Here is a 20,891-nt window from a genome sequence, read left to right as displayed (position 1 = left end):
CCAACGCCCCTTCCCCCTCGGGGTGGTGGGGGCTCGGGGTGGTGTTCGCCGGTCGTTCACCCGCCGTTGCCTCCGGGGTGGGGATGCTGTTCGATCGGGGGCGCGACCGTCGGGCCGCCCGCCCTGTCCATGACAGGAACTGTCCCTCTCGACGTAGGAACGGATCTTCTGTGACCAGATCGCTCACCCGCCGTTGGCGCCGTGTCCTCGCCGGCCTCCTCGTCGCCGGTCCGCTGCTGGCCTCGGGGGCGCTGACCGGTGTGCCGGCGGCCCGGGCCGCCGCCGAGGAGGTGAGCGTCAACGAGGTGGTGACCACCGGCGGGGTCGAGGACTCGATCGAGCTGTACAACCGGGGTACGGACGCGGTCGACCTGTCGGGCTGGATCCTCAGGGACGACGGGGACGACTCGGCGTTCGAGATCCCCTCCGGCACCACGCTGGCTCCGGGCGGGTACCAGGCGTTCGACGTCCACGAGGCGTTCGGCCTGGGGTCCGAGGACGAGGCCCGCCTCTACCGACCGGACGGGAAGACCCTGGTGGACGGCGTCTCCTGGGGCGAGCACTCCGACCCGTCCTGGTCGCGCTGCCCGGACGGCACCGGCGAGTTGGTGAAGGCGGCGGCCGTGACCCTGGGGGGCGCCAACAGCTGCGACGACACGGCCCCGAAGCCGTGGCCCGGGAGCGAGGAGGTGACGACGGCGGACGCGGCGGACGTGTTCGGCGAGGACCTCAGCGGCCTCTACCAGGAGGGCGAGGTGCTGTGGGGCGCGCAGAACAGCGGGAAGCTGTGGCGTCTGGTCCCTGACGGCTCCGACGGCTGGAAGCCGGACTCCTCCGGGGGCTGGTCCTCGGGCAAGTCCCTGCGGTTTCCCGGTGGTTCCGGCGCCCCCGACAGCGAGGGCGTGACCCTCACCGACGCTGGGGCGGACGGCGGGGTGTTCGTGGCCAGCGAGCGGGACGGCGACGACCCCGACACCAGCCGTCCGTCGGTGCTGCGGTACGAACCCGGCGCGGACGGTTCCTCGTTGACGGCCACCCGGGAGTGGGACCTGACCTCCGACCTGCCCGAGTCCGACCCCAACCTGGGTCTGGAGGGCATCACCTGGGTCCCCGACGGCCACCTGACCGACGCCGGCCTGAAGGACGCGTCCACCGGGGAGGCCTACGACCCGGGGCGTTACGGCGCCCACAGCGGCGGGGTGTTCCTCGTCGCCGCCGAGAGCACCGGCATGGTCTACGGCTATGTCCTGGAGGACTCCGGCGACTTCACCCGGGTCACCTCCTTCGGTAGCGGGCTGCCCGGGGTGATGGAGGTGCAGTGGGAGCCGCAGGCGAAGCGTCTGTGGGCGGTCTGTGACGACACCTGCGCCGGCCAGCACCGCACCCTGGAGGTCGACGACAGCGGGACCTTCGCCGTCACGGCCGCCTACGAGCGCCCCGGCGGGATGCCCAACCTCAACAACGAGGGCTTCGCCCTCTCCGGCGCCGAGGCCTGTGTGAACGGTTCCAAGCCGGTCTACTGGTCCGACGACTCCAACGACGACGGCCACGCCCTGCGCCGGGGCGGCGTCGACTGCTGAGCGCGCCCGCCCCACCGTCCGTACCCGCCCGTGGTCCCGGCCTCGCACCAGGAGGCCGGGACCACGGCGTACCGGTTCACCGGCGTGACGGCGTGACCGACCGGGGCCCGCCGTGGGTCCTACGGGCTCACTCCACCTTGTCGGCGAGGGCGCGGAAGTCGGCCCAGTCCCGTTTCGGGGTGCCGGGGTCCCAGAGCTTCTGCGCGGTGGCCATCAGCGGCAGCCGGATGCCCCGGGCGACCTGCTCGGGGGTCTGGGCGTCCTTGAGGTCGCACCAGACGGCGAAGCGTCCGCCCAGGACGCGGTCGGGGCCGGACAGGCTCTTCGGTACGGCCTTGCTGCCGCGCAGCACGGCGGGGGTCCACTCGCGGTAGATGGCCTCGCCGGTGGGATAGGTGAACTGGTTGGGTTCGCCGAGGACGTAGTACAGGTACTTGTCGTTGAGGTTGACCACCTTCCAGCCCTCGCGGAGGTACTCCTCGGGCTGGCGGGCGCCGTACTCGGTGCCGGTCCAGTAGGTGACCTGGCGGTCGCGTTGGGGTTTGACCACGCCGCCCCGGTGCATTCCGTCGTTCCACACCTGGGGTGTCTTGTCGTGGGCGCGGACCGTCTTGGCGCGGTCGTTGAGCCAGGCGGTGGCCAGGTCCTGGACGGTGGCCCCGGCTCCGTGCCGTTGGCGGGCGGCCTGGGCGAGCCCGGGGTAGGAGGCGCCGGGGTTGGAGCGGGTGAGTGCCTGGTACTCGTCGCCGCCCAGGTGCCAGTAGGGGCCGGGGAACAGGTCGGCGTACTCGTCGAGCAGGGAGTCCACCAGCCGGGCGGCCTTGGGGTTGGCGATGTCGATGGCGCCGGGGGTGGCCCGCCCGGCGGTGTCCCGCAGCTGGAGGTCGGGGTGGGCCTTGAGTACGGCGCCGAGGTGGCCGGGGCTGTCGATCTCGGGGACCACCGTGATGTGGCGGGACGAGGCGAGCCGGATCAGGTCGCGGACCTGCTTCTTGGTGAGGTGGGGGTCGGAGACGACCTCGGGGTGGCGGGTGCTCTGGACGCGGAACGCCTGGTCGTCGGAGAGGTGCAGTTGCAGCTGGTTGAGCTTGAGGTCGCCCATCTCGCGGATGCGGTCGGCGATCCAGTCGGCGCTGAAGTGCTTGCGGGCGATGTCCAGCATGAAACCGCGCTGCGGCCGGTCGGGCCGGTCCCGTACGAGGCCCTCGGAGACACGGCCCTGGGCGCGGACGCTCTGGAGCAGGGTGCGGGTGCCGTAGAAGACGCCGGCGTCGTCGGGGGCGGTGATGGTGACGCGTCCGGCGCGGCTGGCCAGTTGGTAGCTCTCCCTCATGCCGGAGGCCTCGGGGTCGACGACCAGTTCGACGTCCCCGTCACGGGCGGGCCCCGAGGAGGCCTTGAGGCCCAGTTCGCGGGCGAGGAGCCGGGCCTCGTCGACGGCGGGGCCCTGGGAGTCGGCGACGACGCGGGAGCGGTCGCGGTCGGGCTTCCAGCCCTTGCCGATCTCGGGGCGCCACTTCTGTACGGCCGGGATGGTGGACGGGGCCGGCCCGGCCTCGTCGGGGCCCGCCGGGCGGGGCGTGTGGCTGGGGGTGGAGCTGGTGGGCGAGCCCCCGCTGCCGGCGGGGCCGTCGTCCGTACCGCCGCCGAGGTCGAGTGTGACAACGAGCACGATGGTGAGGGCGGCGACAACCCCCACGGCGAGAAGGACCGTCTTTCGGGTCCAGAAGCGTCCCATGGGAGCCACGGTAGGTCGCCCGGAGCACTCGTATGACGCCCGGTCACGTACCCGTGTCGTCGACGGGGTGCGGGTCACCGCTCCCTAACGGATGAAAAACCGGGCGACCTGCACGGTTTTCGCCCAGGAGGTCACTACCGTGAGCGCACCTTTGCCGCCGGCTTCGCCCAGCGGGGCGGCGCCGGACCGCGTGGGGTGCCGCCCCGGTGGACGTCCGACAGCGCCCCGGACCGGCACCGGACGCAGGAACCGTCAGCAGCAGGAGCCCCGTTACGTCATGACTCTCCAGTCCCCGCACCCCCCGCCGCCCGAGGAGGGGTGCGCGCCCCTCACGGGAGCCGTCGACCTGTCCCGGTTCAACCTCGCGCCGGCGCGCGAGGCCGAGGAGTGGCTGATGGGGTGCCTGGGCAGCGAGCGGTGGGCCCGGCTGGTCGCCGGACACCGGCCGTACCCGAGTACGGAGGTGCTGTGGGCGGCCGGGCGGGAGGCCAGCGAGGACCTGGGGCCGGCGGAGCTGAAGCGGGCGCTGGCCCGGGAGTCGGCGGACCGGCTGCTGCCGGGGTCGGCGGGCGCGGCGCACCTGGTGGGTGGGCCGGGGGCGTGGACCCTGGACGCCCCGGGCGGGCCCAGCACCCTGGCGGCGCACACGGCGTTGCGGGCGGCGCACGCGGCGTACGAGCGGCGGTTCGGGCACGGGTTCGTGATCTGTCTGGACGGGTTCGGGCCCAGCGAGCGGCTGGACCAGGTGCTGGCGGGTATCCGGGAGCGGTTGGCTCTGGACGCGGAGTCGGAGTGGCTGGTGACGGAGGAGGAGTTGCGGCGGATCGCCCTGGGGCGGCTGCGGGCGCTGGTGACCGAGGGGTAGCGGAACGCGCAGGCGGGCCTACGGTGCGCTTGTTCGGCGCGGCCGAAGACCGGCGAGTAGGGACAAACGGCTAGCGTGGGGGTGCCTGATCGATCACACCGCCCCTCCCCGGGGCGGAGTGCCGACACGGTGTCGATACGATGGCCGCGGCCGGTGGACGGTAGCCGGCCGGGCCCGACCGACACGAAGCCGGCTGGCCCCTGATCCCCCACTTTTCGGAAGGGTTGAATCCGTGCCGGCTGGAACGCTGTATCGCGGCCGGGAAGGCATGTGGTCCTGGGTGGCTCATCGAGTCACGGGCGTCCTCATCTTCTTCTTCCTGCTCGTGCATGTGCTGGACACCGCGCTGGTGCGCGTCTCCCCCGAGGCGTACGACACCGCGATCGCGACGTACAAGACGCCCCTGGTCAACCTGATGGAGTACGGCCTGGTGGCGGCGATTCTCTTCCACGCGCTGAACGGGTTGCGGGTCATCGCCGTGGACTTCTGGTCGAAGGGGCCCCGCTACCAAAAGCAGCTGCTGTGGTCCGTGATCGGTGTGTGGGCTGTGCTGATGGCCGGGGCGTTCTACCCCGTACTGCAGCACACCCTGCACACGCTGTTCGGGAAGTGATGAGCGATGGCGACTGAGATCACCGAACCCCAGGGGTACGGCGTCGACAACCCGGCCCCGGTCATCGAGCCGCCCCGGGCGCGCACCGGGAGGACCCCGAAGTCCACCCGCACCAACTTCGAGCTGTACGGCTGGCTGTTCATGCGGCTGTCGGGGATCGTGCTGGTGGTGCTGGTGCTCGGGCACCTGCTGATCCAGCTGGTGCTGGACGGCGGCGTCAGCAAGATCGGCTTCGCCTTCGTGGCGGGCCGCTGGGCCTCACCGTTCTGGCAGACCTGGGACCTGGTGATGCTGTGGCTGGCCATGCTGCACGGCGCCAACGGGCTGCGCACCGTCATCAACGACTACGCCGAGCGGGACAACACCCGCTTCTGGCTGAAGATGCTGCTGTACACCGCGACGGTGTTCACCGTCCTGCTGGGCACGCTGGTGATCTTCACCTTCGACCCGAACATCCGCTGAGGGCTGAGGACTCGCACTCATGAAGATCCACAAGTACGACACCGTCATCGTCGGCGCCGGCGGCGCGGGGATGCGCGCGGCCATCGAGGCCACCAAGCGCAGCCGCACCGCCGTGCTGACCAAGCTGTACCCGACCCGCTCCCACACCGGCGCCGCGCAGGGCGGAATGGCCGCCGCCCTCGCCAACGTCGAGGAGGACAACTGGGAGTGGCACACCTTCGACACCATCAAGGGCGGCGACTACCTGGTCGACCAGGACGCCGCGGAGATCCTGGCGAAGGAGGCCATCGACTCGGTCCTGGACCTGGAGAAGATGGGCCTGCCGTTCAACCGGACCCCGGACGGCACCATCGACCAGCGGCGGTTCGGCGGCCACTCCCGCAACCACGGTGAGGCTCCGGTGCGCCGCTCCTGCTACGCGGCGGACCGTACCGGCCACATGATCCTCCAGACGCTGTACCAGAACTGCGTGAAGGAGGGCGTGGAGTTCTTCAACGAGTTCTACGTGCTGGACCTGCTGATGGGCGAGGAGGACGGGGTCCGCAAGACCGCCGGTGTGGTCGCCTACGAGCTGGCCACCGGCGAGATCCACGTCTTCCAGGCGAAGGCCGTGGTCTTCGCCTCCGGCGGCAACGGCAAGTTCTTCAAGGTCTCCTCCAACGCCCACACCCTCACCGGTGACGGGCAGGCCGCCGCGTTCCGCCGTGGACTGCCGCTGGAGGACATGGAGTTCTTCCAGTTCCACCCCACCGGCATCTGGAAGATGGGCATCCTGCTGACCGAGGGCGCCCGTGGTGAGGGCGGCATCCTGCGGAACCGGGACGGCGAACGCTTCATGGAGAAGTACGCCCCGGTGATGAAGGACCTGGCCTCCCGGGACGTGGTGTCGCGGGCGATCTACACCGAGATCCGCGAGGGTCGGGGGTGTGGGCCGGACAAGGACCACGTCTACCTGGACCTGACCCACCTGCCGCCGGAGCAGCTGGACGCCAAGCTGCCGGACATCACCGAGTTCGCCCGTACGTACCTGGGCATCGAGCCGTACACCGACCCGGTGCCGATCCAGCCCACCGCCCACTACGCGATGGGCGGGATGCCCACCAACGTGCGCGGCGAGGTGCTGGCCGACAACACCACGGTGGTGCCGGGCCTGTACGCGGCCGGCGAGGTGGCCTGCGTGTCGGTGCACGGCGCCAACCGGCTGGGCACCAACTCCCTGCTGGACATCAACGTGTTCGGGCGCCGGGCGGGCATCGCCGCCGCCGAGTACTCCGCGCAGCACGACTTCGTGGAGCTGCCGGAGGAGCCGGAGTCGAAGGTGGTCGAGATGGTGGAGAACCTCCGCGACGCCTCCGGCAACGAGCGGGTGACGGCCATCCGCACCGCCCTGCAGGAGACCATGGACAAGAACGTGATGGTCTTCCGTACCGAGCAGACGCTGAAGGAGGCGGTCGAGGAGATCGGCCAGCTCCGCAAGCGGTATCTGAACGTGTCCGTCCAGGACAAGGGGCGCCGGTTCAACACCGACCTGCTGGAGGCCATCGAGCTGGGCAACCTGCTGGAGCTGGCCGAGGTGACGGCGGTGTCGGCGCTGGCCCGCAAGGAGTCGCGCGGTGGCCACTACCGCGAGGACTACCCCAACCGGGACGACGTCAACTTCATGCGCCACACCATGGCCTACCGAGAGACGGACTCCACCGGCAGGGAGAGCATCCGCCTCGACTACAAGCCGGTCGTCACGACCCGCTACCAGCCGATGGAGCGTAAGTACTGATGAGCACAGCGACCGTGGAGAAGCCCGCCGCCGACAGCGAGGTGGGCGCCAGCCAGATGATCACGGTGACCTTCCGTATCCGCCGTTTCAACTCGGAGGTGTCGGACGAGTCCCACTGGCAGGACTTCGAGTTGGAGATCGACGCCAAGGAGCGGGTGCTGGACGCCCTGCACCGGATCAAGTGGGAGCAGGACGGCACCCTGACGTTCCGTCGCTCCTGCGCGCACGGCATCTGCGGCTCGGACGCCATGCGGATCAACGGGCGCAACCGGCTGGCCTGCAAGACGCTGATCAAGGACATCAACCCGCAGAAGCCGATCACCGTGGAGGCCATCAAGGGCCTCACCGTCCTGAAGGACCTGGTGGTCGACATGGAGCCGTTCTTCCAGGCCTACCGGGACGTGATGCCGTTCCTGGTGACCACCGGGAACGAACCCACCCGGGAACGCCGGCAGTCGGCGGCGGACCGGGAGCGCTTCGACGACACCACCAAGTGCATCCTGTGCGCGGCCTGCACCACCTCCTGCCCGGTGTTCTGGAACGACGGGCAGTACTTCGGCCCGGCGGCGATCGTCAACGCCCACCGTTTCATCTTCGACTCCCGGGACGAGGCCGGTGAACAGCGGCTGGAGATCCTCAACGACAAGGACGGGGTGTGGCGTTGCCGCACCACGTTCAACTGCACGGACGCCTGCCCGCGCGGCATCGAGGTCACCAAGGCCATCCAGGAGGTCAAGCGGGCGCTGATCACCCGGCGCTTCTGACCTCCCCCGACCGGCGTTCCCCTCTCGGCTCCGCCTCCCCCGCACGGGGGTGGTGGAGCCGAGGTGTGTCCGGGGCCGGCCACCTCCCCCTCCAGGGCGCTTCGTACGCGAGCGAGCCGGGCGACCGGCTGGCGCACACGGGCCAGCGGGACCGCCGACCGCGCGACCGACCGGCCGGACGCCGAGGGTGGGTGACGACACCCGCTGCGGCGGCGCGCGCGGCCACCCGCCGAAGGGGCGCGGCCCTCCGGCCCGTTACGGGGGTGGGGCGTCCCCGGCGTCCCCGGTTCTCTCCGACGGCATCCCCGGCGTCCCCGGCGTTCCTCCGGTGTTCTCAGTGCGGTTCGGCGCTGTTCGGCGCGGCTCGGCGTCCCGCGGCACCGCCGGTGAGCTGGCAACTCCCGGGTGTGGAGGGGGTCTTGGGCAAGCTCACGGCCGGTTGGTTTTTCGGTCGCGTGTTTGCGTGGAGGTGCCACGGGAAGACGGCTGACCGTCAGAGGAAAACACTACGCCGGGAGGTCGTGACAATGACTGAGCGCAAGAAGACCACCGCGAAGATGGAGCAGGTCAAGGGCGCCGTCAAGGAGACCGTCGGGCGTTCGGTGGGGAACGAGCGAATGACCGCCGAGGGTCGCGCGGAGCGCTCCAAGGGCGATATGCGTCAGGCCGGCGAGAAGGCCAAGGACGCTTTCAAGAGGTGATCTTTCCACCGCACCCCTCCCCCTTTTCGTGAACAGTTTTCGTGAACAGGGCGCACAGGAGCGGAGTAACACCGCTGACCTGGTGTGATCCCTTCGGGGTGCTGGTGGTGTACGTAGGGAAATCCTCTCCCGTATCCCGAGAGCGGGTCGTGTGGATTCACCCGGCGAAATCGTGTGGATTGCCGGGTGAGTTCGCGGCCTCCGGGGTTTTCCGGCCTCCTTCTCATGGAGGCGGGAAACAGGAAGTACACAGCGAGGTTCAGTCCTGTGATGTTTCTGTGGGGGCTACCTAGTTGTTCGGAGGTCAACAATGGTTCCGTTGCTGGTCGTTCTTCTGCTGGCCCTTCTCCTTTTCGGTGCCGGATTCGCGATGAAGGCACTGTGGATATTGGCCGTGATCGTACTGGCCGTGTGGTTGCTGGGCTTTGTGATCCGGCCCGCCACGGGAGGCCGCAAGGGTCGCTGGTATCGCTGGTAGCCGCGCCGACGGCCCAGCGAGGGGTGGGAGGTTCCGGGGTACGCCCGGGACCTCCCACCCCTCGTGCGGTGGCCCCGGGCCCTGTCGCTGGCCCTCGCAGGTCAGTGAACGCGTCGGGCGACCCCGACCGCCACGGCGACAGGCGGCCAGGGCGCCGCCAGGGCCCGAGAGCCTCGCGGTGATCCGAACGTCGCGCCTGGGGCGTGCTTCGAAAGTGGGTCCTGGTCATGCCGTGATCCTGGTTCGTGTTGTGTGGAGGTCTGACGGACGAGCAAGGGGCGGTGCTGGAGCCGCTGTCGCCGAAGGGGAAGAAGCCGGCGCGGCCACCTGTGTGGTCACGCCGGCGGCTGATCGACGGCATACGGGCCATGGATGCGCTCGTACGACCTCTTCCGCCGCTGGCAGCGGGACGGCACCTGGCAGAGGATCTTCACCGCACCGCAGGCCCGCGCGGATGACAACGATCTGATCACCTGGGACGTTGACGTGGACTCCACCGTGGCCCGGGCGCACCAGCACGCCGTGGGTGCCCGGAAAGGGGGGTCTCCAGAAGGAGCCGCCCGGAAGCGTCGCCGTGGAGCCGGACGATCACGGGCTGGGGGTCGATACTGGTGGGCTCTCGTATTCAACTGTCACCAGTTCTCCGTGGAACCCAGCCTGCCGGTGACCGTGTGTGATCTCCAGCGGCGTATCGGCTCCACGTTCCGCCGGTCTCGTCTGGTTCACCGGCCGGACGCGGGGGCGGAGAGAACGGCGCCAGGCTGAGCACCTTCGACTGCACTGAGCGGCACCAAGGTGATCTCTATCCAGCAGCTCAGGGTTTCCTTCCGGCCGTACCGAGCTGGGCCTCGGGCGGGAAAGGGGACGCCGGGAATGCGGGCGCGACGGCAGCCGCTGTGTCTCGCCAGTCAGGCAGCTGCCTGCGTCGGTCACGGGCTGCTGTGCGCATCCGGTCACGAAGTGCCGGTGCCGTGAGCCACAGGCGTATACCTTCGGTCCACGCGTGGACGTCACCTGGCGGGAGGAGCAGGGCCGGGTGCTCGCCGTGCCGGATGTCGCCGCCCACGGCCTGGGGAATGCCGCCGACGCGGGACGCGATCACGGGGACACCGGAGGCGATGGCCTCCTGCGTGACGAGGCCGAACGACTCCCACCGGGAGGGCAGCAGGAGCACGTCCGCCGTCTGGTACGCACGGGCCAGGTCGGCTCCAGCCAGGGGACCGCGCAGGGTGATCCGGCCGGCGAGGCCCTGTTCGCGGATCAGTTCACGCAGTTCCGTGACGTACTGCGGCGCCTGGACGGTGCCGCCGACCAGATCACAGGTCCAGGGCAGGTCGGCGACCTGGCGCAGGGCATACACGAGGTCGGTGTGGCCTTTCACCGGAGTGATGTTGGCGACGCACAGCAACGAGGTCCCGTCCGTGCCCGGTGCCAGCTCCCGAAGTACACCACCCGGGCGCACACCCGGCCGTACGGTCTGCACCCGTCCGGGGGCCAGACCGTACTTGAGGACCGTGTACAGCGACACCGCGGTGCTGGGAGTGACGATCTTGTGGGCATGCCGCAGGGCCCACGCCTCGTCGAGTTCGCGGCGGAGCGCCTCCTCGGCGTCCAGGCCCTGTTCCATGGCGAGCGGCATGTGGACGATGACGGCCAGGCGCAGCCGCCGTCCCGCCTGTTCCATGATCTCCGGCTAGCCGCAGCCGACGAGCCCGTCGACCAGGACGATGTCGTCCTCGCGGATCCGCTCACAGAGCAGGCGGGACAGCTCACGACACGCGCCGTCGTCCGCCCTGGGCCAGGCCCCTGGGACCCGGTGCACCTCGACCTGCCAGCCCAACTCCGCTAGCCCGGCGGCCAGTTCAAGATCGAAGACATTCCCGCCGCTCGGCCGCTCCGGATCATCGACCGAGGCCGGGACAACAACATGCACAGCAGACAGCGACATCAGAAACTCCTAGGCAGTCAGAGGGCGGTCCGATAAATGCTTGGGGGGGCTATTTCCGAGGGCAGCCCCCGTCGAACCGACTGCGGGCCGCCGAAGTCAAGGGCAACCGGGGCGGACGCCGCCCCGCCCTCGTGGGCGAGACGGTCGCCGATGTACGCGCCCGCATACCTGGGCCCGCGAGCACAGCGTCAGCCGCGGCGCCGTGTGCACCGCACCATGGGCGACCTCCTTCCAGAACACGTCGCCGACGAAGCTGCCCCCGGCCCCCCAGAGCTGCTCGTCACCCTCGACCAGGGGGTGACCGTACGGCACGGCTCAGCGCGAGTACGAGAACCAGGCCAGCACACTCATGTCCTGACCGTGATCGTCTACCGTCCGCCTGCGGGGGCATTTGCTCCTGTCGGCGCCGTTCAGCGAGTTCGGCCATGGCGCGGGCTGGCGCCGGGGCCCTGGAAACCGCGAGGGTTGGTGCTCTGGCCAAGAGCCTCCGGAGGACGGTGCGCTCCCACCGACCGTGACCTGGCTGCTGTAGTGGATGGGACTTTGCTCTGCTGGTCTTGGGGCGATCCGTTCAGCAAGGGGCGAGCCATCTCCTCAATCTCATCCAGATATACCCCCAGCCAGCAGGCAGTCCTTGACGGAGTTTCTGCTGAGTTCGTAAGAAACTCTCTGACTCCGCCGAGTCCCACGGCCTCGTGCGATAAGCCTGCATAACATCGCGTATCTGTTCGCTCTGGCCCCACTCCCCGTCAGGCCTCAGGCGCTTGCTGAGCAGCACTTCACCTGAGCGAGTCACCACACGCACGGCATCAACTGCCTTGCTCTCGTCCAGGTAATCAGCCACCGCGAGAATTCCGATGTATTGATTGCGGTGATACTTGGTGTCGATCCATCGCCCATACCCGGCCTGAGACTTGAGGCCCTCGTAGTAGCGATTGAGGATTCCCTGCCGAGCCCGTGCTGTGCCGGTAGGGACAAACATGACTTCTGGCGAGTAAGCAGACGCCCTGAAATCGAGAATTACCCCTCTAGTCCACTCAACCTGAGCAAGGGGAGAGCTGACAATTCAGTCTATCCCTTTGCGCCGGACGGCTTCGGCCGTCCAGCGCCACCACTGGTCTTGGATTACTTCAGAAACCTCGCTCGTTCCGTTTACGTCGGCCCTCTGGTTCAGTTCTACGTATCTCGGGTGAAAATTCTCCAAGAGCGCATCTCCGTCAAGTAGGAATGCGCCATCGAGGCCGATCTGGCGGGCAAAAACCGGAAGGACTGTACTCTTCCCGGAACCGGTTGGACCAGCGGAAAACAACACTCGGCGCACATTATTGCGTGCACCGGTTACGGTAGGTTCGATGTCATCCTTGTGCATAGCAAGGACCTCATTGTCCGTTAGAAATGCGGGACTGTAGAGACGTTCCTCAGCCACGTGCAGCTCCCCGGACGGTTCCGCAGGGCAGCGCTCGCCGCGCTGAAGGCCTGTCGCACTGCTTCTCTGTCAGTCACCAACAGAGGGTCTCGCTGTCGGATCCAAGGAAGGCGCTCGCTCCGTAAATATTCCAGCCGCTCGGGCCGATGTTCGTTGACTAGCTGGGCGGAATAGGTTCCGATGAGAGCGTTGAGTAGATCACGTGTTTGTTCATACCGGTTGGCGTCTTCCTCGCTCCACTGCTTCTCAGATTTCATCTGATTCCCCTTTTCTGTTGCAGATTCATGCCAGGTGCTGAGGTGCTATATTGAGAACAACTGGCGAACGCGGTCAATGAAGGAGATTCCCCCGTATGTCGTTGTCTAGCTCCCCTTCTGGTGTCTGGTTCAAGAGCACCTACAGCGGAACCTACGATGCTCAGTGCGTAGAAGTCTGTGCTATCGAACACGGAGTGGCGGTGCGTGACTCGAAGCATCCAAATGGGCCGCAACTCCACATCAGCGAACAGCAATGGCAGAACTTCTTGGGTTCAGCCATCACCTCTTGATGCATGAACTAGAAGTAAATCTGAAGCGGGCGCCCTCCTCCTCTCACGGCGACACACCACCGTGATCAGCATATGCGCCACCACTTCTCGGAGCCTCGTTGATTCCTCGCACGCCGACGATGACGAGACAACGCCAGTGCGTGGCCCGCGGCACCCCCTCCGAGGAGGTGCCGCGGGCCACGCCGTCATGGACGCATCAGGGGCCTGAGACAGATGGTCTATCTGGCCGGATAACCCGCGGGCCCCGACAAGTCCAGCCAGGGTCAGCAGACCGAACACGGCCCTGCGGCACGTGCGCCGGCACTTCATCACCGTCGACAACCTCCGCGCCGCAGTCCAGGCTGGTGAACGGCACGTTCGCAGCCCGCGATGCCGCCCGGTGGGGCCAGGTGGATGGTCGTCGCGATGGCGGACCACGACGCGGCGGCAGCCGTAGGCGATGTCCTCCAGGTGCAGGCCGAGGGCTTCGCCGGGACGCAGGCCGCCTTGGAGCATCAGCAGCACCAGCGCCCGGTCACCGGCCTCGGTACTGGCCGGCTCTAAGGAGCGGCACGCGGTGGAGTGCGGCGTCAACCGCCTCAAGAAGACACCGCGCCGTCGCCACGAGGTACGACCAAGCTCGCTGTCCGCTACGAGGCGACCGTCCTCGTCGCCGCCGTCAACGAGTGGCGGTGACCAGCACTTTCGAAGTTCGGCAGATCCGGGCGGTGGGACTTCCACGCTCACTCAGCCGGCGTGGAGGATCCGAAAGCGATCGGGTTCCGCCGGGTCCCGATCCACGACTTGGATGGGTGCCCAAGCCCATTGCCACACGCTGATGCCCGGCGTGCGGGAGAACTGGATCGGCCTGCGGGTGCCCTCGACCGCCACGCGCGGCCATGACCCGGCGATGGCCGCCCGGTCCGTGCCGTGGGAACGCAGCACCGCAGCGAGGACGGCGACGGTGTCCCAGCCCTCGAAGGCGACGAAGGAGGGCGCTTCACCAAGTCGCTCGTGGAGCTCCTTCCCGACGCGTTCACCGAGCGGACCGAGGCGCTCGGGCAGGTAGCGCAGGAACGGGATCCCGGCGCCTTCCTCACCCAGCGCCGCGGCCCATGAGGAGAACTCCGGTTGTCCGGCCGGAGCGCCGATAAGGGTCTCCGCGAGCCGCCGGTCGCCCCGGACGGCCCGGACGATCGGCACCGCCGGCTCGGGATGGCCGACCAACAGCAGGAGCGCCGTCGCTCCATGGTCGACGAGCGCGTCGCACAGGGCCTCGGGCGTGAGCGTCGCGTCGAGTTCGAGGACGGTGCCGCCGCGGGGAGCGAGGTGGTCCCGCAGGACGTGGGTCCCGGACGCCCAGTAGACGCTCGGCTGGGTCACCACGGCGATCCGACGCCGACCCGCGCGGAGGAGGAAGTCCGCGTAGATCCGCCAGCCATAGGACTGGGCCGGGGCCAGACGCGCGACCCACTCCGTCGGCTCCTCGGTGAGCGCGTCGAGCACCGCGGACGAGCAGAGAAACGGCACGCCGAGGGTGTCGGCTCGGGCGGCGGCAGCGCGGGCGACCACGCTGTGATACTCACCCGCCACGGCGGCCACGCCCAGGTGGGCCAGTTCGTCCACGGCCGCCGCAGCCCGCTCTGGATCGGCCGCGGTGTCCCGGACCACCAACTCCAGTGGTCTGCCGTCGATCCCGCCGGCGTCGTTGACCTCGCGAACGGCCAGGTCGAGTCCCGCGAGCAGGTGTCGGCCCGCCTCGACCCAACCGGGCCGCGTCAGTGGGACGAGAGCACCCAGGCGGATGGATGACCCGTCTGTGTGCTCCGCTTCGGACGGCGATGGTGGCGTGTTCATCGGGTGGCGTCTCCCCTGGGACGATGCGGTCGCGGTCCGCCCGGATCGCGCGCCGGCCGCTGACGGTGCGCGATCATCACGTCCCGCCGAGGCAGGCGCGCCCGGGTGATCGTGCCGGTCATTGGATCCAACACCCGCGCCCCTGGGCAACCGAGATGTTGCTCGCTGAACCGCCACGCTTCATCATCATCGGCATCAGCGAGGGCCTGCACCCGGAAGGTCACTTCCGAAACACGCCCTTGGTCCCGGGCGGTACCTCGGCCCCCTCCTCGGTGGCCCGGGTCAGCTCGGCCAGTGCCGAACGGCGACGGTTGAGGTCGGCCAACTCGCCCTCCAGACGGTCCCGTTGGGCGTCGAGGGCACGGGCGGAGCGTTCGCAGTGGCTCAGGCCCGGCCCGCTGTTCCGTACACAGGGGAGCAGCTCGGCGATCTGCCGGGTGGTGAGCCCGGCGTCCAGCAGTTCCCGTATCCGGGCGACCCGTGCCACCGCGCCGGGGGCGTAGCGGCGGTAGCCACCGGGGTCCCGTTCGGGGTGGAGCAGGCCCCGCCGTTCGTAGTGGCGCAGCATCCGTACGCTCACCCCGGTACGGGTGGACAACTCACCGATACGCATCCCGCCGTGACCTCCGCTCTCCGACGCTCGCGGGCGCCTGCCGGCGCGGCCTCGGGCCTGGTCCGGTCACCGGCGGACGCGCGTACGGCTTGACCCTGACACTGGTGTCAGGTGGCAACGTCCCCGGCATGGACACCATTCCGCGCGAGTCGCGCTACTCCCTCGACACCCTGGTCACCGGCTCCGGCCCCGGGCTGTTGCTCGCCCACGGGGCGGGCGGCGGTGTGGACGCCAACTTCGGCCCGCTGCTGCCCCTTCTGGCCGCCGACCACACGGTGGTCGGCTCCGACTACCCCGGTTCGGGTGACTCCCCCGTGGTGGACCGGTTGGACCTGGACCGGCTGGCCGACTCCCTGGTGGGCGAGGCGGCGGAGGCTGGTCTGGAGCGGTTCACCGTCCTCGGCTACTCGCTGGGTACGGCCGTGGCCCTGCGCGTCGCGCACCGGCATCCGGGCCGGGTGCGGGGTCTGGTGCTGGGCGCGGGACTGGCCAGGGCGGCCACCCGGCCCCGGCTGGTGACCGAGCTGTGGGACGGGTTGCTGGAGCGGGGTGACCTGGCGGGCTTCGCCCGGCTCAACCTGCTCACGGCCCTCAGTGACCGGCAGTTGGCGGCGATGTCAGGGGAGGAGGTGGCCGGGGCGCTGCGGGAGGTCGCCGCGACGGTGCCCCCGGGTGCGGTGGCCCAGGCCCGGCTGGTGCGGGAGTTGGACGTGCGGGGGGAGTTGGCCGGGGTGGGGGTGCCGACGCTGGTGGTGGCGGCCGGGCGGGACGGGTTGGTTCCCCCGGACGCCTCGCGGGAGCTGGCCGAGGGGATACCGGGTGCCGCGTACACGGTGCTGGACGCGGGGCATCTGGTGCTGGCCGAGCGGCCGGCCGAGTGGTGGGAGGCGGTGTCGGGCTTCCTGGCGCGGCACGGGTTGTGACGGAGGCGGGGAACGCGGCGTCGGGCGCGGGCGCGGGGTGACGGAGTCGGGCGCGGGCGCGGGCCGCCCTCGGGGAGGGGAAATCGTCCGGTACGCGGATCGTCAAGGATGCCAACTCCCCCTCACTGAGGCGGTTTTGAGTCATCTTCGTTACCGGCTGGCTGACGTCTGACGGAAACGGGGGCACTCTTCCGTTGCACTCGTCACCACCCTCCACCCGGCGCCGTACGGCGCCCCCTCGCCGCCCCCTGCCCGGGGGCCGTAGCAGAAGGAGCACGTGTGAGACGTACCAGACGCCAGCTCGCCCTAGGCGCCCTCGTGTCCACCGCAGCCCTGCTGATCACCGGCGTGCAGGCCAGCCCCTCCGGCGCCGCCACCTCCGAGGCGCCCTCGGTCCACCAGCAGCGGACCGACAAGGACCTGCGCTCGTTCTGGACCGCCGAGCGGATGCGGAACGCCACGCCTCTGGACATCACCGCCGACCCCAGCGAGCTGAGCGACTCGGTCAAGCGCGGCGCCGAGCGCACCGTGCCGTCCACCGGCGCCAAGGACACCTCCCCCACCTCCTTCCCACAGGTCGGCGGCCCCTGGGACGGCGGCGGCAAGGTCACCACCACCGTGGGCCGGGTGTTCTTCACCTACGACGGACGGCAGGCCTCCTGCTCCGGCAACGCCGTCACCAGCGACAACGGCAGCACCGTGTTGACCGCCGGGCACTGCGTGAAGATGGACGGCGCCTGGCACACCGACTGGATCTTCGTGCCCGGCTACCACGACGGCGAGGCCCCGCACGGCAAGTGGTCGGCCTCCGAGACGCTGACCACCCCGCAGTGGGACGCCGACCAGAACGCCATGGACTACGACGTGGGCGCGGCCGTGGTGGACCCGCTGGACGGCAAGAAACTCACCGACGTGGTGGGCGGCCAGGGTGTGGCCTTCAACGGTGAGTACGAGCAGGACATGTACTCGTTCGGGTACCCGGCGGCCGACCCCTACGACGGGGAGAGCCTCACCTACTGCAGCGCCACCAGCGGCAAGGACTTCCTGCTGACCCAGGACCACAGCCTCGCCTGCAACATGACCGGCGGCTCCAGCGGTGGCCCCTGGTTCCTGGACTTCGACGAGTCCACCGGTGAGGGCGTGCAGGCGTCGGTGAACAGCTTCGGCTACGTGTTCCTGCCGGACACCATGTTCGGGCCGTACTTCGGCGCCGAGGCCGAGGAGCTGTACGACCGGGCCTCCACCAGCTGACCCACCCACCGGCCGGGCGGTACGCCGTTCCGCCCGGCCGGCCGGCGTGCCCACGGGGGAGCGCGCCGGCCACGGCGGCCCAGACCGTACAGTGCGAGCCATGGCAGCGACGCGCACAGCACGGGCCGCCGTCCTCGCCCTGGTGATGGCGCTGGGGGCGGGCGGCTGCTCGCAGGGGTCCGACGGTGACGGCGGCGGGGAGAGGCCCGACGGCCCCCGTATCGAGGTGGACCACCCCACGGCCCTCGCCGACCAGGCGGTACGGACCCGGGTGACCGGGCTTCCGGCCGGGGCGCGGGTACGGATCACCACCCACGCCAAGGACTACCGGGGCGACGGCTGGAGCGCCGAGGGCGACTACCAGGCCGACCGCCACGGGGTGGTGGACCTCTCCCGGGACCGGCCGCGACGGGAGTCGGGCGGTTCGACCACCGCCGGCGCCCAGGCCAAGACCCAGGGCCAACGCCCGGACGGTATGCGGCTGTTGTGGTCCATGACCCCCGAGAAGGGCGCCGCCCCCGGCCGGTTCTTCGCCACCGACTCCCCCAGTCGGCAGGCCGGCTATCCGGTACGGGTCACGGTCAGCCAGGGCGGCAACACCCTCACCCAACGCACCCTGAACCGCCGCTGGCTGGAGAAGAAGGCGCGCGGCCGGGAACTGACCGTGCGGCGCGACAAGCTCAACGGCCAGCTCTACACCCCGCCCAGGGGGTCGGCCCGCAAGGCCCCGGTCCTGGTGTTCGGCGGTTCGGAGGGCGGCAACAGCGCCCGGTACAGCGCCGCGCTGCTGGCCTCGCACGGCCACCCCGCCCTGGCTCTGTGCTACTTCCGGTGCACCGGCCGCCCCCAGGCCATCAACCGCATTCCGCTGGAGTACTTCACCCGCGCCGCCCGGCTGCTGGGCCGTCAGCCCGCCTCCGACCGGACGAAGATGGCGGTGATGGGCACCTCCCGGGGCAGCGAGGTGGCCCAACTGCTGGGGCAGCGGCACCCCGAACTGTTCCGGGACGTGATCGTCTACGCCCCCTCGTACCAGGTCATCGGCCCCTACCCGTACGGTGACGCCGCCTGGGAGGAGAACGGCAAGCCCGTCCCCCGGGGGCCGATCTCCCTGGACCGGGTACGCGGCCGGGTGCTGGCCCTGGCCGGGGAGGCCGACGAGATGTGGGGTTCGGCCGACTCGGCCCGACGGATCGCCCGCCAACGGGGCGCCTCCGGGCAGCGCCACCAGGCCCTGATCTACCCGGGCGCCGGCCATCATCTGTCCGGCTTCCCCTACGCGCCCGGGCAGGAACGCTCCCGCCGAGGTGACCCGGCCCGGGTCACCGCCGCCAACGAGGCCGCCAAGACCGACGGCTGGCCGAAGGTGCTGAAGCTGCTGAACCGCTGAACCGGTGGCGAGCCGGCCGGGCCGCGCCCCGGTCGGCGTGAGCCGGCGCGTCCCCGGTCCCGGCCTCCGTCCCGCGACCGGGACGGAGGCCGCCCTTCCGGCCGCTCCGGCCGGTTACGGGGACGGAGGCTGGTCGTCCACCAGGGCCAACGCCTCGACCTCCAGCAGCAGTTCGGGCCGCACCAGGGCGCTGACCTGCACCGCGGAGCTGGCCGGCAGTCGGTCGGTGTCGAGCACCTCGTCCCGCGCCCGCCGTACCGAGGGCAGGTGGGCCACGTCGGTGACGAAGTAGGTGAGCTTGACGAGCTGGTCGAAGGTGGCACCGGCCGAGGCCAGACAGCGGCGGAGGTTCTCGAACACCTGCCGGGCCTGCGCGAGCGGGTCACCCTCCCCCACGATCGCGCCGTTCTCGTCCTGGGCGATCTGCCCCGAGACCGCCACCAGACGGCCCCGGCCGGTCACCACGTGGGTGTAGCCGACGCCGGGGGTCACCCCCTCCGGCTCGGGGAGGTGGACCAGCGAGGACTCGGGCCGGGGTGTGCTCATGCCCTCATCCTGTCCGCCGGACCGGTCGGGCACCAGCGGTTTTCCCACCACCGACCAGGGGGCGGGAACCGGGGGCGTACGGGGTGCCCGGGGCGCCGTACCGCACGCCGCGCGGCGTGTGCGGCAGGTCGGACCTCACATTCGGCCGTGCCGCAGCGTTAGCAGGGTGACGTCGGATTCGGCGTCCACCCGCACCGGCGGCCCCCAGGCGCCCGCTCCCCGGGTGACGAACAGCTGGCTGTCCTCGTAGCGGTCCAGGCCGGAGACCGTGGGGTTGGCCAGCCGCGCGAGGTACTTCCCGGGCCACACCTGCCCACCGTGGGTGTGACCGGAGATCTGGAGGTCGACGCCGTGCTTCACCGCCTCGTGAATCTGCGACGGCTGGTGCGCCAGCAGCACCAGCGCCCGCGAGCGGTCCCGCCCGCGCAGCGCGCGCTCGAAGTCCGGGCCCCGGGACTCCTCCTCACCGGCGAGGTCGTTGACCCCCGCCAGGTCGAAGGCGCTCAGCTTCTTGTGGCTGTTGACCAGTGGCTCGATGCCCAGGGTCCGTACGTGGTCGATCCAGGGGCGGTCCCCGGAGTAGTACTCGTGGTTGCCGGTGACGAAGTACACCCCCTCCCGCGCCCGCAGCCGCGCCAACGGGGCGGCGGCCGGCCCGAGGTCGTCCACCGTACCGTCCACCAGGTCGCCGACGATCACGATGGCGTCCGGCCGGGCCCGGTTGACGGTCTCCACGATCCGCTCGCTCAGCCCCCTCCCCAGCACCGGGCTCAGATGCAGGTCGCTGACCACCATCAACCGGTAACCGTCAGCGGACGCGGGCAACTTCGCCAGCCGTACGGTCTGCCGCTTGAGCGTCGGCCCGTCCAGCACGTCCACCGTGCCGTAGGCGACGGTTCCCCCGGCCACGGCCGTGGCGCCCAGGGCCAGCGTGCCGGCCAGGAAGCGGCGACGGTCCGGGACGGTGGACCCGGTACGCGCCTCGGTGCCCTCCCGCTCCTCCGGTGGGTCGCCGCCCTCCGAGGCCTTCTCCGGGCCGGAGGGGGACGCCTGCCCGGAGGCGGTCGAGGCGCCCACCGCCAGTTCGGCATGGGTGGCGGTCGGGGCGTTGCGGGACCGCCACATCCGGTGGGCCAGTGCCCGCAGCAGTTCGCCCACCAGCAGGGCGAGGAACAGGTAGAGCAGGGTGGGCATCCACAGGTAGCCGGGCCAGCCGATCACCTTCACCAGGCCGAACGGCAACCCACCCCGGCCCCCCACGAAGGTGACGACGGTCAGCAGCGGCAGCAGGAAGAACAGCGCGGTGCCCACCCTGCGCCACCAGTGCCCGGGCGAGCTGACATCCCGGACCAGGCGGCGCCAGAGGTACAGATGCGCCCCCACCATCAGGGTGACCACCACCACGGCCACCGCGACCCCGATCACCACACCCATGA

General features: G+C 70.1%; 19 protein-coding genes and 2 pseudogenes. 13 read left to right on the top strand and 8 right to left on the bottom strand.

Annotation, left to right across the window (positions count from 1 at the left end; genetic code table 11):
• The first annotated feature begins 170 nt into the window (after positions 1-170).
• Positions 171-1,580, top strand: coding sequence for a lamin tail domain-containing protein (locus ABZT14_RS05290; RefSeq protein ID WP_356297346.1), 1,410 nt, complete (start codon positions 171-173; stop codon positions 1,578-1,580).
• 127 nt (positions 1,581-1,707) lie between these two features.
• On the opposite strand, the gene ABZT14_RS05285 is transcribed toward ABZT14_RS05290, so the two are convergent.
• Positions 1,708-3,318 carry a glycoside hydrolase family 20 protein gene (locus tag ABZT14_RS05285; protein WP_356297343.1) on the bottom strand — a complete coding sequence of 537 codons (1,611 nt, stop codon included), beginning with the start codon at positions 3,316-3,318 and terminating at the stop codon, positions 1,708-1,710.
• A 277-nt stretch (positions 3,319-3,595) separates the two neighbouring features.
• On the opposite strand from ABZT14_RS05285, the gene ABZT14_RS05280 reads away from it, so the two are divergent.
• The 8 genes and pseudogenes from ABZT14_RS05280 to ABZT14_RS05245 all read left to right on the top strand — a co-directional run.
• Positions 3,596-4,183: a 2-oxo-4-hydroxy-4-carboxy-5-ureidoimidazoline decarboxylase gene (locus tag ABZT14_RS05280; protein ID WP_356297340.1), complete on the top strand. Its 588-nt coding sequence runs from the start codon at positions 3,596-3,598 to the stop codon at positions 4,181-4,183.
• Between the two features lie 232 nt (positions 4,184-4,415).
• Positions 4,416-4,796, top strand: a complete 381-nt coding sequence (sdhC, locus tag ABZT14_RS05275) for a succinate dehydrogenase, cytochrome b556 subunit (RefSeq protein ID WP_356297338.1) — start codon at positions 4,416-4,418, stop codon at positions 4,794-4,796.
• A 6-nt stretch (positions 4,797-4,802) separates the two neighbouring features.
• Positions 4,803-5,258, top strand: a complete 456-nt coding sequence (locus ABZT14_RS05270) for a succinate dehydrogenase hydrophobic membrane anchor subunit (RefSeq protein ID WP_356297335.1) — start codon at positions 4,803-4,805, stop codon at positions 5,256-5,258.
• Positions 5,259-5,277: 19 nt separating this feature from the next.
• Positions 5,278-7,032 (top strand): succinate dehydrogenase flavoprotein subunit, encoded by a 1,755-nt coding sequence (gene sdhA / locus ABZT14_RS05265; RefSeq protein ID WP_356297333.1) that lies wholly within the window; start codon positions 5,278-5,280, stop codon positions 7,030-7,032.
• A complete protein-coding gene (locus ABZT14_RS05260; protein ID WP_356297330.1) occupies positions 7,032-7,796 on the top strand; it encodes a succinate dehydrogenase iron-sulfur subunit in 765 nt (254 codons plus the stop codon). The genes sdhA and ABZT14_RS05260 overlap by 1 nt, the downstream gene beginning before the upstream one ends.
• Positions 7,797-8,323: 527 nt before the next feature.
• A complete protein-coding gene (locus ABZT14_RS05255; protein WP_356297327.1) occupies positions 8,324-8,497 on the top strand; it encodes a CsbD family protein in 174 nt (57 codons plus the stop codon).
• A gap of 310 nt (positions 8,498-8,807) precedes the next feature.
• Entirely contained in the window at positions 8,808-8,975 is a 168-nt protein-coding gene (locus ABZT14_RS05250; RefSeq protein ID WP_356297324.1) for a hydrophobic protein, read from the top strand.
• A 390-nt stretch (positions 8,976-9,365) separates the two neighbouring features.
• Positions 9,366-9,515 (top strand): annotated as a pseudogene (locus ABZT14_RS05245) (IS5/IS1182 family transposase); the annotation flags it as partial.
• A gap of 274 nt (positions 9,516-9,789) precedes the next feature.
• On the opposite strand, the gene ABZT14_RS05240 reads toward ABZT14_RS05245, so the two are convergent.
• The 3 genes and pseudogenes from ABZT14_RS05240 to ABZT14_RS05230 form a co-directional block, all read right to left on the bottom strand.
• The gene (locus ABZT14_RS05240; protein WP_356297321.1) at positions 9,790-10,659 is read right to left on the bottom strand and encodes a glycosyltransferase family 4 protein; all 870 of its coding nucleotides are present in this window, start codon (positions 10,657-10,659) and stop codon (positions 9,790-9,792) included.
• A gap of 9 nt (positions 10,660-10,668) precedes the next feature.
• The gene (locus ABZT14_RS05235) at positions 10,669-10,923 is read right to left on the bottom strand and encodes a hypothetical protein (protein ID WP_356297318.1); all 255 of its coding nucleotides are present in this window, start codon (positions 10,921-10,923) and stop codon (positions 10,669-10,671) included.
• Between the two features lie 571 nt (positions 10,924-11,494).
• Positions 11,495-12,292: pseudogene (locus ABZT14_RS05230) on the bottom strand (zeta toxin family protein).
• Between the two features lie 409 nt (positions 12,293-12,701).
• Here ABZT14_RS05230 and ABZT14_RS05225 point away from each other — a divergent pair.
• Positions 12,702-12,896 (top strand): DUF397 domain-containing protein, encoded by a 195-nt coding sequence (locus ABZT14_RS05225; protein ID WP_356297315.1) that lies wholly within the window; start codon positions 12,702-12,704, stop codon positions 12,894-12,896.
• Positions 12,897-13,622: 726 nt separating this feature from the next.
• Here ABZT14_RS05225 and ABZT14_RS05220 read toward each other — a convergent pair.
• Positions 13,623-14,732: an ABC transporter substrate-binding protein gene (locus ABZT14_RS05220; protein WP_356297312.1), complete on the bottom strand. Its 1,110-nt coding sequence runs from the start codon at positions 14,730-14,732 to the stop codon at positions 13,623-13,625.
• 220 nt (positions 14,733-14,952) lie between these two features.
• A complete protein-coding gene (locus tag ABZT14_RS05215) occupies positions 14,953-15,345 on the bottom strand; it encodes a MerR family transcriptional regulator (protein WP_356297309.1) in 393 nt (130 codons plus the stop codon).
• A 128-nt stretch (positions 15,346-15,473) separates the two neighbouring features.
• On the opposite strand from ABZT14_RS05215, the gene ABZT14_RS05210 reads away from it, so the two are divergent.
• The 3 genes from ABZT14_RS05210 (at position 15,474) to ABZT14_RS05200 (ending at position 18,909) form a co-directional block, all read left to right on the top strand.
• Positions 15,474-16,268 (top strand): alpha/beta fold hydrolase, encoded by a 795-nt coding sequence (locus ABZT14_RS05210; RefSeq protein WP_356297306.1) that lies wholly within the window; start codon positions 15,474-15,476, stop codon positions 16,266-16,268.
• Between the two features lie 279 nt (positions 16,269-16,547).
• The gene (locus ABZT14_RS05205; RefSeq protein WP_356297303.1) at positions 16,548-17,519 is read left to right on the top strand and encodes a peptidase; all 972 of its coding nucleotides are present in this window, start codon (positions 16,548-16,550) and stop codon (positions 17,517-17,519) included.
• A gap of 100 nt (positions 17,520-17,619) precedes the next feature.
• The gene (locus tag ABZT14_RS05200) at positions 17,620-18,909 is read left to right on the top strand and encodes an acyl-CoA thioesterase/bile acid-CoA:amino acid N-acyltransferase family protein (RefSeq protein WP_356297300.1); all 1,290 of its coding nucleotides are present in this window, start codon (positions 17,620-17,622) and stop codon (positions 18,907-18,909) included.
• Between the two features lie 114 nt (positions 18,910-19,023).
• Here ABZT14_RS05200 and ABZT14_RS05195 read toward each other — a convergent pair whose 3' ends face one another.
• Both ABZT14_RS05195 and ABZT14_RS05190 read right to left on the bottom strand, forming a co-directional pair.
• Positions 19,024-19,455 carry a RidA family protein gene (locus tag ABZT14_RS05195; protein WP_356297297.1) on the bottom strand — a complete coding sequence of 144 codons (432 nt, stop codon included), beginning with the start codon at positions 19,453-19,455 and terminating at the stop codon, positions 19,024-19,026.
• A gap of 135 nt (positions 19,456-19,590) precedes the next feature.
• A complete protein-coding gene (locus ABZT14_RS05190) occupies positions 19,591-20,889 on the bottom strand; it encodes a metallophosphoesterase (RefSeq protein ID WP_356297295.1) in 1,299 nt (432 codons plus the stop codon).
• Positions 20,890-20,891: the final 2 nt, after the last annotated feature.

Origin of the sequence: Streptomyces sp. NPDC005438 (assembly GCF_040606315.1) — a bacterium.
Taxonomy (GTDB): Bacteria; Actinomycetota; Actinomycetes; order Streptomycetales; family Streptomycetaceae; genus Streptomyces.
The sequence above is the reverse complement of the archived record's forward strand: the minus strand, read 5'-3'. Positions and strand labels throughout refer to the sequence as shown.